Origin of the sequence: Streptomyces koelreuteriae (assembly GCF_018604545.1) — a bacterium.
GTDB classification, from domain to species: Bacteria; Actinomycetota; Actinomycetes; order Streptomycetales; family Streptomycetaceae; genus Streptomyces; species Streptomyces koelreuteriae.
On record NZ_CP075896.1, the window covers coordinates 2,001,226 to 2,014,852 of the forward strand.

Sequence of the window (13,627 nt, forward strand, 5' to 3'; positions counted from 1 at the left end):
AGGGCGAGCGGCTGTTTCGGGCCGATCGCCTCCTGCTCACGCGCCGGTGGCGGTTTCCAGCCAGGCCGAGTCGATCTCACCCTCGGCCACGATCACGGCCGGGCCGGTCATCTCGATCTCGCCGTCGGGCCGCTCGGTGATCACCAGGGTGCCGCCGGGGACGTCCACGGTGTACGTCGCCGGGGCGCCGGTGGCCGCCGGGTCGGCGCCGTCGCGCCGGGCGGTGGCCACGGCGACCGCGCACGCGCCCGTGCCGCACGAGCGGGTCTCGCCGGAACCCCGCTCGTGCACGCGCATCGCGACGTGCCCGGGGCCACGGTCGATCACGAACTCGACGTTCACACCGTCCGGGTAGGCCGCGGCCGGGCTGAAGGGCGGCGGGGAGAGCAGGTCGCCCGCGTGGGACAGGTCCTCCACGAAGGCGACGGCGTGCGGGTTGCCCATGTTGACGTTCCGCGCGGGCCAGCTCCGCTCGCCGACGCTCACCGTGACGTCGCCCTCGGGGAGCAGCGCCCTGCCCATACCCACGGTGACGTCACCCTCCTTGGCGATGTGCACGGCCTTCACGCCCCCGCGCGTGGCGACGGCGATGTCCCCTTCGGTCACGTGCCCGGCGCGCTGGAGGTAGCGCGCGAACACGCGCACGCCGTTGCCGCACATCTCCGCGATCGAGCCGTCGCCGTTGCGGTAGTCCATGAACCACTCCGCCTCGGCCGCCAGGTGCCTTGCCTCGGGGTGCGCTGCGGAGCGCACCACGTGCAGCAGTCCGTCGCCGCCGATGCCCGCGCGGCGGTCGCACAGGGCGGCGACGGTGGCGGGGGGCAGGTCGATGGTGTTCTCGGGGTCCGGGACGATCACGAAGTCGTTCTCGGTGCCGTGGCCCTTGAGGAAGGGGATCCGCGTGCGCGTGCTCATTCCTCGATCGTACGGGGCGCTCCGCGGGGAGGGCCGCGGGAGGGGCCGGGGCTGTGGGGCCGTGCGGGTGCGTCGTGGCTGGTCGCGCAGTTCCCCGCGCCCCTTAAGGGGCGCGGGCTAGCGGAGCCTTGCTACGCGCCAGACGGCGAGGGTCACCACGACGGCCACGATCAGGGCGTAGGTGAGGACGACGCGCCAGTCCGGTCTGCGGCCGGAGCCTCGGGGTGGGAGGCCCGGCCAGGTGTGGCCGACGCGGCGGGCGGCCATCATGCCCCAGCCGGCGGCGCAGAAGCAGATCAGCAGGCCGAGCATGGCGATGACGGCCCCGCTGTCGCCGAAGTCGAAGGCGAGCGGGAAGGCGAACATCAGGGAGCCGAGTGCGGCGAGGCCCACGATGGGCGCGAGCTGCCAGATGCGCATCCGGCGCTGCGGGCGCAGCTCGACCTCGACCTCCTCCGCGAACATCTCGTCGGGCTCGGGGCCGTCGTCCGTCACACCCTGCGTCTCGTCGTCGGGCCCGTCGGAGCTGAGACGGTCCGTCTCCTGCTCGGGTCCGTCCCGGTGCTCCGGTCCGTCCAAACGCTCCGGTTCATCCCGGTCGGCGGTGATGTGATCGGTGCTATGTGCGGTGTCGCGAGGGCCGGCCTCCATCGCCACGCGCCCTCCCAACTAGGACTCACTCGGTCGATCGAAGCTCGATGATGGCACGCCGCCGGAGGCCCGGATGACGGCCTGGGCGTCCCGATGCCATGACGTGATCAGGCTGTAACCGGTCGTTCGACCAAGGACAGCGCGAGCTGCGGAAGTTCTGTGAGATCGGCCGCCGCCCCACTCAACCAGTGCACCCGGGGATCGCGCCTGAACCATGAATCCTGACGGCGCGCGAAGCGCTTGGTGGCGCGTACGGTCTCGGCCCGCGCTTCCTCGATCGTGCACTCCCCGGCAAGCGCCGCGAGGACCTGCTGGTAGCCGAGTGCGCGCGAGGCCGTACGCCCTTCTCGCAACCCCTGCGCCTCCAGTGCGCGCACCTCGTCCACGAGGCCGGCGTCCCACATGCGGTCGACCCGCTGTGTGATGCGCTCGTGCAGCTCCGGGCGGGCCACGTCGACGCCGATCTGGAGGGTGTCGTAGACGGAGTCGTGGCCGGGGAGGTTGGCGGTGAAGGGCCTGCCGGTGATCTCGATCACCTCGAGGGCCCGGACCACCCGGCGGCCGTTGCTCGGCAGGATCGCGCGCGCGGCCTCCGGGTCGGCGGCGGCCAGGCGGGCGTGCAGCGCACCCGGGCCGCGCAGCGTGAGTTCGTCCTCCAGGCGGGCGCGGAGCTCGGGGTCGGTGCCGGGGAACTCCATCTTGTCGACGGCTCCGCGCACATACAGTCCGGAGCCGCCGACCAGGACCGGCCAGCGGCCCTCGGCGAGCAGCGCCTCGATCCGCTCCCGGGCGAGGCGCTGGTACTCGGCGACGGACGCCGTGACGGTCACGTCCCAGATGTCCATGAGGTGGTGCGGGACGCCGCCGCGCTCCTCGGGCGTCAGCTTGGCGGTGCCGATGTCCATCCCTCGGTAGAGCTGCATGGAGTCGGCGTTGACGACCTCGCCGCCGAGACGCTGGGCCAGGAAAACGCCCAGATCGGACTTTCCGGCCGCGGTTGGTCCGACGACGGCGATGACGCGGGGGGCGGGGGGTGCACTGCTCACCGACACAGTCTCGCAAACCTCGAACCCCGCTCTCGAACGAGTTACGTGACGGCGCAGCTCCGGGGTCGTTGCCCGTTGCGAGGTTCCTGCCGCCGGATCACGGAGGCGGTGGCCCGGGTCGCGCAAACAGACGCACCGGGCAACGCGGGATTTCGCCCGCACGAGTAACGTATGGAGTGGATATGGGCGTTTTTGCACGACTTCTCCGACGGTCGAAGGCCACGCCTGAGGCGTCTGCCGCCGAGGCTCAGGCGGACACGGCGAAGGCCGGGTCCGAGGCGGAGGAGGCGGCCGAGGCCCCGGAGGCGAAGGGGGCCGAGGGAGCCGGGGAAGCGGCCGAGGCGAGTGCCGAGACCGCCGCCGAGGCCACCGAGGGCGAAGGCGTCGACATCCCCAAGCAGCAGTCCACCGACAAGGCGGCCGACAACGAGGCCGGCGAGGGCGCCCGTACGTGACCGCCACGCGCGAGGGAAGGTGAAGCGATGGGTCTCCTGGACAACATGAAGGCCAAGCTGGGCCCGGCCAAGGGCAAGGTCTCGGACCTCGCGCAGCGGCACGAGGGCAAGGTGCACCACGGTCTCGAGAAGGCCGCGCATGCCGTCGACAAGAGGACCAAGGGCAAGTACAGCGACAAGATCCAGTCGGGTACGGGCAAGGCCAAGGGCGCCATGGGCCGACTCGCGCACAAGGGCGACCACGGACCGGACGCGGCGGACACGACACCGCCGCGGGAGGCGGGTGGCACCACGCCACCGCCGACCGCGGGCGGCACCGCGCCGCCGGAGGGACCACCGCCCACTTCCTGACGGGCACGGGGAACGGCGGACGGCCGCGGAGCACGAGAGCTCCCGGCCGTCCGCCGTTTCCCGTGCCCTGCCGTCCGGTCTACGACCAGGTGGCCACGAGGTATCCCACGCCGTACGGCGCGTCCTCGTACAGCAGTGATCCGCCGAGGTCCGCGCCCTCGGCCGCACCCGCCAGGACCTGCCAGGGGGCCCGGCCGGACGCCTTCAGCTCGTGCGCGAGCCCTGCGTCCAGCGCCGTGAGGGCGGCAAGGTCCGCCGCGCCGAGCGCTCGCGCGACGTCCGCGTCGAAGGGCGCCGCCCGTTCGTCCAGATAGCCCGGGGCCTTGAGCGTCCGGCACGCACTGGCGTCCCCCATCACCAGCAGCGCGACCCGCTCGGCCCGTGCGGCGATGTCCCGTCCGGTCTCGGCGCACCTCTCGGTCGTGAGGGATTCCCCGACGCCGAGCCCCTCGACCGGGGCGTCGGACCACCCGGTCCGCCCCAGCAGCCAGGCGGCCACCGCCAGCGAGTACGGCAGCCGCGCTTCCCCCTGTGCGCCCTCAGCCGACCCCAGCCGTACGTCGAGATCGACACCGAAGCTCCCGAACGAGCCCCGTGTCCCCTCCGGGTAGGTCTCGGGCCCCGCGCCCCCCAGCGGACCGACCACCACGAGCCGGTCGGGCCGTGCCGCGGCGAGCACACCCAGGGCGTCCGTGCAGGCCGCCCGCGCGGCGTCCAGCTCCGGTGCGGCGCCCGCGGCGACCTCGGGGACCAGAAGGGGCGGGCAGGGGCAGACAGCGGCGGCGACAAGCATGATCGGCAGGGTAACCCCGGGAACCCGCTCGCACGCATCCCGCGCCCGGCGAACCGAGCCGGGGCACTACGCCCGGCGGACCGACCGGCAGATCACCGGCCAAGGAACCGCAGGGCAAGAGCCCGACCCCGACACCGCCCAAGAAACCCCCCGGTGAGGCCTCGCTCAGTCCAGGGCGCAGCCGCTCGTCGCCGCCGGGAGCGGCTCAGGTACGCCGATCTTCGGGAGGCCGAGCAGGACGCCGGCAGGCTGGGTCGGCTTGCCTGCCTTCTCGGCGTTGCGCTTCTCCCAGGCGTCGCCCGCGCGGGTGCGGCGCACGGCGAGCACGGGGCCCTCGGCGAGGAGGTGGTGCGGGGCGGCGTAGGTGATCTCGACCGTCACCACGTCACCGGGGCGGACCTCCTGGTCCGGCTTGGTGAAGTGGACGAGGCGGCTGTCGGGGGCGCGGCCGGACAGGCGGTGGGTGGTGTCGTCCTTGCGGCCCTCGCCCTCGGCGACCATCAGCTCCAGGGTGCGGCCGACCTGCTTCTTGTTCTCCTCCCAGGAGATCTCCTCCTGGAGGGCGACGAGACGCTCGTAGCGCTCCTGGACGACCTTCTTGGGGATCTGGCCGTCCATCTCGGCGGCCGGGGTGCCGGGGCGCTTGGAGTACTGGAAGGTGAAGGCCTGGGCGAAGCGGGCCTCGCGCACCACGTGCAGCGTCTGCTCGAAGTCCTCCTCGGTCTCGCCGGGGAAGCCCACGATGATGTCGGTGCTGATCGCCGCGTGCGGGATGGCGGCGCGGACCTTGTCGATGATCCCGAGGAAGCGCTCCTGGCGGTAGGAGCGGCGCATGGCCTTCAGGACCGGGTCCGAGCCGGACTGCAGCGGCATGTGCAGCTGCGGCATCACATTCGGCGTCTCGGCCATCGCGGCGATGACGTCGTCGGTGAAGTCGCGCGGGTGCGGTGAGGTGAAGCGGACGCGCTCCAGGCCGTCGATCCTCCCGCAGGCGCGCAGCAGCTTGCTGAAGGCCTCGCGGTCGCCGATGTCGGAGCCGTACGCGTTGACGTTCTGGCCGAGCAGCGTGATCTCGGAGACGCCCTCGCCGACCAGGGCCTCGATCTCGGCGAGGATGTCGCCGGGGCGGCGGTCCTTCTCCTTGCCGCGCAGGGCCGGGACGATGCAGAACGTACAGGTGTTGTTGCAGCCGACGGAGATCGACACCCAGGCCGCGTAGGCGCTCTCGCGGCGCGTCGGCAGCGTCGAGGGGAACTCCTCCAGCGACTCGGCGATCTCGACCTGCGCCTCTTCCTGCACGCGGGCGCGCTCCAGCAGGACGGGCAGCTTGCCGATGTTGTGCGTGCCGAAGACGACGTCCACCCAGGGCGCCCGCTTCACGATGGTGTCGCGGTCCTTCTGCGCCAGACAGCCGCCGACCGCGATCTGCATGCCGGGGCGGCTCGCCTTCTTCGGCGCGAGGTGGCCCAGGTTGCCGTACAGCTTGTTGTCGGCGTTCTCCCGCACCGCGCAGGTGTTGAAGACGACGACGTCCGCCTCGCCGTCGGACCCCTCGGGGGCGCGCACGTACCCCGCGTCCTCCAGCAGACCGGACAATCGCTCCGAGTCGTGGACGTTCATCTGACATCCGTAGGTGCGAACTTCATAGGTCCTGGATGTCTGCTTATCCACTGCCGGGCTCCGGTCGCTGCTGATGGTCATGGCTCAAGGGTAGGCGCTCCCGGGCGAGGGCCGTGTCCGGACCGGTTCAGGACGCCTGGAGCACCGACGGTCCCTCTTCGAGGACGCGGTCGACGACCTCGGGCGGCAGACCGTCGTCCGTCACGATGGTGTCGAGCCCGTTCAGGGGGGTCACGTTGAACCGCTCGACGATGCCCCACTTCGTGCTGTCGGCGAGCAGGGCGACCGAGGTCGCCGCCCGCATCACGGTCTGCTTGAGCAGCACCTTGTCGGTCGAGGGACTGGTCACGCCGTGGGCCAGGTCCCAGGAGCCCGCGCTCAGGAAGCAGATGTCGATGTTCAGCGCCCCGATAGCCTGGGCGGCGAGCGGACCGCTGCTCGATCCGCTGGACACGTCGATCTCGCCCCCGGTGTGAATGGCGCGGATCTCCGGATGGCCGCAGAGGGCGATCGCGGCGTGGAAGTCGTTGGTGACGACGGTGAGGTCCTTGCGGCCGGCCAGGAACGGGACGGTGGACTGACAGGTCGTTCCCGCGTCGAGGAAGACCGCCATGCCGTCCTCGACGAGGCCCGCCGCGGTCTCGGCGATGGCCTGCTTGCGGGGAAGTTCCAGCTCGGCCCGGGACGCCCGCTCGCGGGGCGGGGCGTGCCCCGTCCAGTCCGCGAGCCTGACGCCGCCCTGGACGGAGACCACCTGGCCGCTCTTCTCCAAGGCAGCGATGTCACGGCGCACCGTCATGTGGGAGACGTCCAGCCGCGTCATGAGCTCCCGGATGCTCAGCACGCCGGTGCTCCGCAGCAGGCGCAGCAGCTCCTGGTGCCGCTGTTCCGGAATCAGCGGGGCCCTGACCATCACGTCTCCTCCAGACCGGTACCGAGGGAGATCAGATTAACTTCCCGTTCCCGACCTAGTGACAATATGTGAATCTGTGTTCTAGCGTGTTCCGCCATGGTAACGAAGTTTCAATCCCTTGACGCGATCGTCCGCACCGGAGCCCTGCTGATCGTCCGGCTGGACAGCGCGGAAGAGGCCTTGGCCGTGTCCGAGGCGGCGATCGAGGGCGGTGTGCGCGCACTGGAGATCACGCTCTCGGTGCCGGGCGCGCTGGACGTCATCTCGAAGCTGTCCGAGCGCTACGGCAAGGACGGCGTGGTCATCGGCGCCGGGACGGTCCTGGACGAGCAGGCGGCCCACGCCTGTGTCTCGGCCGGGGCGAATCTGCTGGTGAGTCCGAATCTGAACCCGGCGATGATCGCGGCCGCCAACCGCTATCAGGCCGTCACGGTCAGCGGTGCCTTCACCCCGACGGAGATCGTCGACACGATGCAGGCGGGCGCCGACATCGTGAAGCTCTTCCCCGCCGAGTTCATGGGCCCCGACTACGTCCGGACCGTCAAGGCTCCCCTCCCCCAGGCACCGCTCATGCCTGCGGGCGGCGTCTCGCCCGACAACGTCAAGGCGTGGTTCGACGCCGGTGTCGTCGCGGTCGGCGTCGGCAGCTCCGTGACCAAGGCCGCCCGTCCCGACGGTGACTACCGGCGCGTGACCGAAGCGGCCCGGACCGTCCTGCGGTCCATCGAAGAAGCCCGGGCCTGACGCCCGGGCACCCCGACTCCGCCCACCCCCCACTCCTGACCCTTGCGGTGTCTCGTCCCCCTCCCCAACCCTTGTGGTGATCCCCCAGGAGCCCCCCATGTCCCATCCGCTCTCCGATGCCCAGGTTCCCGAGAGAACTGACGCCGACGCCCCGCAGTCGATCAGGATCCGCTGGGTGCTGGTCGCCCTCCTGGTGATCGGCGGCGTCGTCAACTACCTCGACCGCTCCAACCTGAGCGTCGCCAACACGACCGTCGCCAAAGAGTTCGACCTGAGTTCCACCCAGATGGGGCTCCTGCTCGCGGCGTTCGCCTGGCCCTACGCGCTGGCCAACCTCCCGGCCGGCTACCTCGTCGACCGCTTCGGGCCCAAGCGCATGTACGCCTGGGCGGCCGCGCTGTGGTCACTGGTGTCGATGCTCTCGGCGACCGCGAGTTCGTACGGCTTCATGTACGCGGCCCGGGTGGCTCTCGGTGTCGCCGAGGCGCCCTTCTTCACCGCCAGCCTGAAGGTCAACCAGCGGTGGTTCGCCCAGCACGAGCGCGCGCTGCCGATCTCGATCGTCAACACGGGCTCGCAGATAGCCAACGCGATCGCCCCGCCGCTGCTCACCACGCTGATGCTGCTGCTCGGGTGGCGCGGCATGTTCGTCACCATCGGCGCGCTGGGCGTCGTGCTCGTGCTGGTGTGGCTGCGTGTCTACCGCGACCCGACGGTGCGGGAGCAGGTGGCCATCCTGGGCGAGGCGTCCGCGCCCCCGGCGCCCGAGGCCGAGGCGAAGGCCAAGGCCGGGTGGGGGCAGCTGTTCCGGCAGCGGAACACGTACTTCATGATCCTCGGCGCCTTCGGCATCTTCTACACGGTGTGGGTGTACCTCACCTGGCTGCCCAGCTACCTGGAGACCTCCCGCGGCTTCAGCCTCACCGCGACCGGCTGGCTGGCGTCCCTGCCGTTCCTGTGCGGTATCGCGGGCGTGCTCTTCGGCGGCTACCTCTCCGGGCGCCTGATCAGCCGCGGGGTCTCCGCCGTCACCTCACGCAAGATCCCGATCGCCGGTGGCGCGGCCCTGGCAGCGGCCGCCGTACTTCCCGTGGCCTACGTCGAGAGCACCCCGCTCGCGATGGTGCTGCTGTCGGTGGGGTACTTCGCAGCGCAGGTGCCGATCGGCTGTCTGTGGACCCTGGCGTCCGACGTCGCCGAGCCGCACCAGGTGGCCTCGCTGGGTGCCATCCAGAACTTCGGCGGGTTCCTCGGCGCGACGCTGGCTCCGATCGTCACCGGGAGCATCCTGGATGCCACGGGAGGCAGCTACAACCTCGTCTTCCTGGTCGGCGGGGTGCTGCTGCTGGTCGGCGGTTCCTCGTACCTGTTCTTCGTCAAGGACCGCAGGTCCCCGAAGGAGAGCCGCGCATGACGATTCCACGGGCCTACTTCGTGATCGGGCCGGCCGGGTCGGGAAAGAGCACCGTGGCCCGGTTGCTCGCCCGGCTGACCGGGGCGGCCTACATCGACAAGGACACCGCCTGCACCCGCCTCACGGAGGCGCTCCTGGAACTCGCCGGCACGGATCCCTCCGAGCGGGACCTCAACCCGTATTACCAGTCGGCGGTGATGGACCTGGAGTATCTGACCATCCTGGATCTGGCGCGCGACAACCTCGCGGTGGGCCGGCCGGTCGTCCTGGACGCCCCGTTCGGCCGGTACTTCTCCCGCCCGGAGTACCTCGCCGAGGTGGCCGAGCGTCACGCCTGGCCCCGGCAGGCCGAAGCGGTGGTGGTGCGGGTCGAGACCGACTCCGAGACCGCCCGGGCCCGTGTCCGTGCCCGTGGCTGCGCTCGGGACCTGTCCAAGCTCGCCGACTGGGACGCCTTCTGGCGGAAGTCCCAGGACAACGCGTGCCGGTGGTCGAGCCGTCACAGCCTGGTGTTCGACAACCGGGCCGACGGTGTCGCTCCGGACGCGGTCGCACGCGCGCTGGGCGGGCTCGGCGGGCTCGCCGAGGACACCGCGCGGGGGTTCACGGCTCGATGAGCCCGGCCCGGATCGCGTACCGGGTCAGCTCCAGGCGGTCGCGCATGCCGAGCTTCTGGAGGAGGTTGGCGCGGTGGCGTTCGACCGTCTTGGCGCTGATGAAGAGGAGTTCGCCGATCTCCTTGGAGGTGTGGCCCTCGGCGACCAGCTTGAGGATCTCCTCCTCGCGCTCGGTGATGGCCCGTTCCGGCAGGCCGTCGCCCCGGTGCAGCCGCTCCAGGTAGGAGCGGACGAGGGCCCGCTCGGCGCCGGGGTAGATGAACGGCTCGTCGCGCACGGCCGCCCGGCAGGCCTCGACCAGGTCGCGGTCGGCGACGGACTTGAGGACGTAGCCGCTGGCACCGGCCCTGAGCGCCTCGAAGAAGTACTCCTCGTTGTCGTACATCGTCAGAATCAGGATGTGCAGGTCGGGCAGTCGGCGGGAGAGTTCGCGGGCTGCCTGGAGGCCGGTCATACGCGGCATGGCGACATCGAGGACGGCCAGGTCCACGGCGGTCTCCCGGGCCTTGGCGACAGCCTCGGCACCGTCCCCGGCCTCGGCGACGACCGTCAGGTCCGGCTCCCCGTCCAGGATGAGGCGCACTCCCCGGCGTACGAGGGTGTGGTCGTCGGCGAGCAGGACGCGGATCGGGGTGGGGGCGGCGGTGGGGGCGGTCATCAGCGGGCTCCTCGGGCTGACGGGTGGGGACACATCAGCGGGCTCCTTCCGTCACCGGCACGCCCAGGCGTACGTCCGTGCCCCGGCCGGGGGCCGGTTCGACGGTGAGGGCGGCGCCGATCAGGAGGGCGCGTTCGCGCATGCCCGTGATGCCGGCGCCCTCCGGGGCGTCGCCGACGCCCGTGCCGTTGTCGCGTACGAGGAGTTCGACGCCGCCGGGTACCTGCTGGAGGCGGAGTTCGGCGCGGTCGGCGCCGGCATGCCGGGCGGTATTGGTCAGGCCTTCCTGGGCCACCCGGTAGACGACGAGTTCCGCTTCCGGACTGAGGGCGGGGAGGTCGCCGGTGACCTGGTGGCGCACGGTCAGCCCATGGGTCGTGAACTCGGAGGCGAGCGAGCGCAGGGCACTGGCCAGCCCCAGCTCCTCCAGGACACCGGGGCGCAGCCGGCGGGCGATCCGGCGGATCTCGTCCAGACCGGCCCGGGTCGCCTCCTGCGCCTGGCCCACCTCCTCGCGCAGATCCTCGGGCGCCCGGTCGGCGACCCGCTTGAGCTGGAGCAGGACGGCGGTCAGGGTCTGCCCGACCTCGTCGTGCAGCTCACGGGCGATCCGGTGGCGTTCGCGCTCCTGTGCGGACAGGGCCCGGGCGGCGCCCGCGGCCCGCTCGGCCTCCAGCCGGTCGAGCATCGTGTTGTACGTCGTGATCAGCGCGGCCGTCTCCGCCGGTCCGGCGACCACCGGGCGCGATCCCGGGCGCAGCAGGTCGGCGGTGGCCATGGACCTGCCGAGCCGTTGCAGGGGCGCGAGGCCGAAGCGCAGCACCAGCGCGTTGCCCGCCAGCAGCATCACCAGGCCGCCGAGCAGGACGAGCGCCTCGCCCGCGAGGACGGGGGTGGACACGGTGACCGGGCCGAGCAGCAACGCGGTGGCCACGACCAGGCCCACGGCGTTGAGCGAGAAGATCCGCCAGAACAACGACACGTTCCTGGATCCGCCCCTTCCGGCCTTCGCGTACGGCACCTCCCGCTCCACCCTTTCCGGCGACCGGCCGCTGTGTATATCCGTCACAACACCCATGTCGTCACCGTACGGCCGGATGGCAGCATGCGGACTTGACCCGTCCGTTGATCGACACCGTTCACGACACCGACACAGCAACACCTACAAGACAAACCAACCAAACAACATGAAAAAGGGGAAGAAACGTGTCAGCTCCGCGCCTGAGGGCGACGCCGCTGCCGGGTATCGGGGTCCAGTACGACCTGGAGACCCGGGAACACCGCCATCTGTCGGTGGTGGCGCACCGCGACGGCACGCGCACGGTGAACATGTACCGGGCCGACGATCCCGACTCCTGCGCGCATTCGCTGCGGCTGACCAGCTCGGAGGCGGGTTCGCTGATCGACGCGCTGAAGCCGTCCCACCACAGTCCGAGCCTGCTGTACACCACGGACCTGGGGCTGGTGGCCGAGCGGATCGAGGTGGCCGCGACCTCGCGCTGGAACGGGCGGGTGCTGGGCGACATGAAGATGCGGACGGAGACCGGCGCGTCGGTCGTGGCGGTGCTGCGCCGGGCCGAGGCCATTCCGTCGCCCGCGCCGGACTTCCGGCTGGCGGGCGGTGACACGCTGATCGTCGTCGGGACCCGTGAGGGCGTCGACGCCGCCGCGACCATACTCGGGCGGGAGTGAGCCTGTGCACTCCGCGGTCCTGCTCATCGAGTTCGGTTCCATCATCCTCGGCCTCGGCCTGCTCGGACGGTTCGCCGCCCGTTTCCGGCTCTCGCCGATACCGCTGTACCTCCTGGCCGGTCTGGCCTTCGGCGAGGGCGGGCTGCTGCCGCTGGGCGCGAGCGAGGAGTTCGTCGCCACGGGCGCCGAGATCGGCGTCATCCTGCTCCTGCTGATGCTGGGCCTGGAGTACACGGCGAGCGATCTCGTCTCCAACCTCAAGACGCACTACCCGTCCGGACTGGTCGACTGCGCGCTCAACGCACTGCCCGGAGCGGCGATGGCGCTGCTGCTCGGCTGGGGGCCGGTGGCCGCCGTCGTCCTGGCCGGTGTCACCTGGATCTCGTCGTCCGGCGTGATCGCGAAGGTGCTCGGCGATCTGGGCCGGGTCGGCAACCGCGAGACCCCCGTCATCCTCAGCGTCCTGGTGCTGGAGGACCTGGCGATGGCCGTGTACCTGCCCATCGTCACGGCACTGGTGGCGGGCGTCGGGCTGATGGCCGGCAGCATGACCCTGGCGATCGCGCTGGGCGCGGCCGGGCTCGTGCTGTTCCTGGCCGTGCGCTACGGCCGGCTCATCTCGAGGTTCGTCTCCAGCGACGACCCGGAGAAGCTGCTGCTGGTGGTGCTGGGCCTGACCATCCTGGTCGCGGGCGTCGCGCAGCAGCTCCAGGTGTCGGCGGCGGTCGGCGCCTTCCTGGTGGGCATCGCGCTGTCGGGCGAGGTGGCGGAGGGTGCGCACACCCTGCTCAGCCCCTTGCGGGACCTGTTCGCGGCGGTCTTCTTCGTCTTCTTCGGACTGCACACCGACCCGTCCAGCATCCCGCCCGTCCTGCTGCCCGCCCTCGCGCTGGCCGTCGTCACGGCCCTGACGAAGATCGCCACCGGGTACTGGGCGGCCCGGCGCGCCGGGATCTCCGTCAAGGGCCGCTGGCGTGCGGGCGGTGCGCTGGTGGCCCGGGGCGAGTTCTCGATCGTCATCGCCGGTCTGGCGGTCGCGGCCGGTATCGAACCGTCCCTCGGCCCCCTGGCCACGGCCTATGTCCTCATCCTGGTCGTCCTCGGCCCCCTCACCGCGCGCTACACGGAGCCGGTGGCGATGTGGTGGAGCGGACGCCGCGAGGCCCGCCGGGGAACCCCGGAGCCCGCGCCCCGGAAGACCGAGGCGGAGGCGCCGGTGGGCGACTGAGGAGGGGGTGGGTCACCTCGGGGGCCTCTGGTCACCGCCGGGAGCCCACCCCTGCCTCCGCAGCACCCCGGGCACATCCGGTGCCTCGTAGTGCTCGCCCTTGAGGACCTTGCCGTCCTCGCGCCGGGAGACCGAGCCGTCGGGGCCGATCTTGGTCATGTTGGATCGGTGGATCTCGGTCAGTACCGCGTCGAGGTCGATGCCGTGGACGAGGGCGGTGCCGTACGCGACATAGACGACGTCCGCCAGTTCGTGGGCGAGCCGGTCGAGCGGGCCCAGGACCGACACCTCGGCGACCTCCGCGGCCTCCTCCGCGAGGAGTTCGCCGCGATGGGCGGCGAGTTCCCGGGAGACCTCCGTCGGGGTACTGCGGGCGTCCAGGCCGAAGGCGAGGTGGAATTCACGGACCAGGTCAGCGGGCGAGGAGCTCATGGGGACGACAGTAGCGGCCCCCACTGACACCCCTCCCCGCCCCGGTGCCGACCGCCGCCCCTGGTCAGAGGGGCACCAAGGCTGGCAGGATCTCGCGC

General features: G+C 71.4%; 16 protein-coding genes. 7 read left to right on the plus strand and 9 right to left on the minus strand.

What is annotated here, in order from left to right:
• Nucleotides 1-36 precede the first annotated feature (36 nt).
• From dapF to miaA, 3 genes are all read right to left on the minus strand, one after another.
• The gene (dapF, locus tag KJK29_RS08735) at nucleotides 37-915 is read right to left on the minus strand and encodes a diaminopimelate epimerase (protein WP_215118145.1); all 879 of its coding nucleotides are present in this window, start codon (nucleotides 913-915) and stop codon (nucleotides 37-39) included.
• Nucleotides 916-1,032: 117 nt separating this feature from the next.
• Nucleotides 1,033-1,566, minus strand: coding sequence for a hypothetical protein (locus KJK29_RS08740; protein ID WP_215124209.1), 534 nt, complete (start codon nucleotides 1,564-1,566; stop codon nucleotides 1,033-1,035).
• A 107-nt stretch (nucleotides 1,567-1,673) separates the two neighbouring features.
• Nucleotides 1,674-2,612, minus strand: a complete 939-nt coding sequence (gene miaA / locus KJK29_RS08745; protein WP_215118146.1) for a tRNA (adenosine(37)-N6)-dimethylallyltransferase MiaA — start codon at nucleotides 2,610-2,612, stop codon at nucleotides 1,674-1,676.
• A 182-nt stretch (nucleotides 2,613-2,794) separates the two neighbouring features.
• On the opposite strand from miaA, the gene KJK29_RS08750 reads away from it, so the two are divergent.
• Nucleotides 2,795-3,067, plus strand: coding sequence for a hypothetical protein (locus KJK29_RS08750; protein ID WP_215118147.1), 273 nt, complete (start codon nucleotides 2,795-2,797; stop codon nucleotides 3,065-3,067).
• 27 nt (nucleotides 3,068-3,094) lie between these two features.
• Entirely contained in the window at nucleotides 3,095-3,418 is a 324-nt protein-coding gene (locus KJK29_RS08755; protein ID WP_215118148.1) for an antitoxin, read from the plus strand.
• 79 nt (nucleotides 3,419-3,497) lie between these two features.
• Here the strand turns inward: KJK29_RS08755 and KJK29_RS08760 are convergent, their stop codons facing one another.
• The 3 genes from KJK29_RS08760 to KJK29_RS08770 all read right to left on the minus strand — a co-directional run bounded on the left by KJK29_RS08760 (nucleotide 3,498) and on the right by KJK29_RS08770 (nucleotide 6,744).
• Nucleotides 3,498-4,211, minus strand: coding sequence for a class III extradiol dioxygenase subunit B-like domain-containing protein (locus tag KJK29_RS08760; protein WP_215118149.1), 714 nt, complete (start codon nucleotides 4,209-4,211; stop codon nucleotides 3,498-3,500).
• Between the two features lie 165 nt (nucleotides 4,212-4,376).
• Entirely contained in the window at nucleotides 4,377-5,912 is a 1,536-nt protein-coding gene (gene miaB, locus KJK29_RS08765) for a tRNA (N6-isopentenyl adenosine(37)-C2)-methylthiotransferase MiaB (protein WP_215118150.1), read from the minus strand.
• Between the two features lie 46 nt (nucleotides 5,913-5,958).
• Nucleotides 5,959-6,744, minus strand: a complete 786-nt coding sequence (locus KJK29_RS08770) for a DeoR/GlpR family DNA-binding transcription regulator (protein ID WP_215118151.1) — start codon at nucleotides 6,742-6,744, stop codon at nucleotides 5,959-5,961.
• A 96-nt stretch (nucleotides 6,745-6,840) separates the two neighbouring features.
• On the opposite strand from KJK29_RS08770, the gene KJK29_RS08775 reads away from it, so the two are divergent.
• The 3 genes from KJK29_RS08775 (at nucleotide 6,841) to KJK29_RS08785 (ending at nucleotide 9,519) form a co-directional block, all read left to right on the plus strand.
• Complete coding sequence (locus KJK29_RS08775; protein ID WP_215118152.1) at nucleotides 6,841-7,488, plus strand: bifunctional 4-hydroxy-2-oxoglutarate aldolase/2-dehydro-3-deoxy-phosphogluconate aldolase; 648 nt, start codon at nucleotides 6,841-6,843, stop codon at nucleotides 7,486-7,488.
• Between the two features lie 97 nt (nucleotides 7,489-7,585).
• A complete protein-coding gene (locus tag KJK29_RS08780; RefSeq protein ID WP_215118153.1) occupies nucleotides 7,586-8,902 on the plus strand; it encodes an MFS transporter in 1,317 nt (438 codons plus the stop codon).
• Entirely contained in the window at nucleotides 8,899-9,519 is a 621-nt protein-coding gene (locus tag KJK29_RS08785) for an AAA family ATPase (RefSeq protein WP_215118154.1), read from the plus strand. The genes KJK29_RS08780 and KJK29_RS08785 overlap by 4 nt, the downstream gene beginning before the upstream one ends.
• Here KJK29_RS08785 and KJK29_RS08790 read toward each other — a convergent pair.
• The gene (locus KJK29_RS08790) at nucleotides 9,506-10,177 is read right to left on the minus strand and encodes a response regulator (RefSeq protein WP_215118155.1); all 672 of its coding nucleotides are present in this window, start codon (nucleotides 10,175-10,177) and stop codon (nucleotides 9,506-9,508) included. The two genes, KJK29_RS08785 and KJK29_RS08790, sit on opposite strands and share 14 nt — an antisense overlap.
• A gap of 34 nt (nucleotides 10,178-10,211) precedes the next feature.
• Nucleotides 10,212-11,159 (minus strand): sensor histidine kinase, encoded by a 948-nt coding sequence (locus KJK29_RS08795; protein WP_215118156.1) that lies wholly within the window; start codon nucleotides 11,157-11,159, stop codon nucleotides 10,212-10,214.
• Between the two features lie 224 nt (nucleotides 11,160-11,383).
• Here KJK29_RS08795 and KJK29_RS08800 point away from each other — a divergent pair, with 224 nt between their 5' ends.
• The gene (locus KJK29_RS08800) at nucleotides 11,384-11,869 is read left to right on the plus strand and encodes a cation:proton antiporter regulatory subunit (protein WP_215118157.1); all 486 of its coding nucleotides are present in this window, start codon (nucleotides 11,384-11,386) and stop codon (nucleotides 11,867-11,869) included.
• A 4-nt stretch (nucleotides 11,870-11,873) separates the two neighbouring features.
• The gene (locus tag KJK29_RS08805) at nucleotides 11,874-13,097 is read left to right on the plus strand and encodes a cation:proton antiporter (protein WP_215118158.1); all 1,224 of its coding nucleotides are present in this window, start codon (nucleotides 11,874-11,876) and stop codon (nucleotides 13,095-13,097) included.
• Nucleotides 13,098-13,109: 12 nt separating this feature from the next.
• Here the strand turns inward: KJK29_RS08805 and KJK29_RS08810 are convergent, their stop codons facing one another.
• Complete coding sequence (locus tag KJK29_RS08810) at nucleotides 13,110-13,529, minus strand: pyrophosphohydrolase domain-containing protein (RefSeq protein WP_215118159.1); 420 nt, start codon at nucleotides 13,527-13,529, stop codon at nucleotides 13,110-13,112.
• Nucleotides 13,530-13,627: the final 98 nt, after the last annotated feature.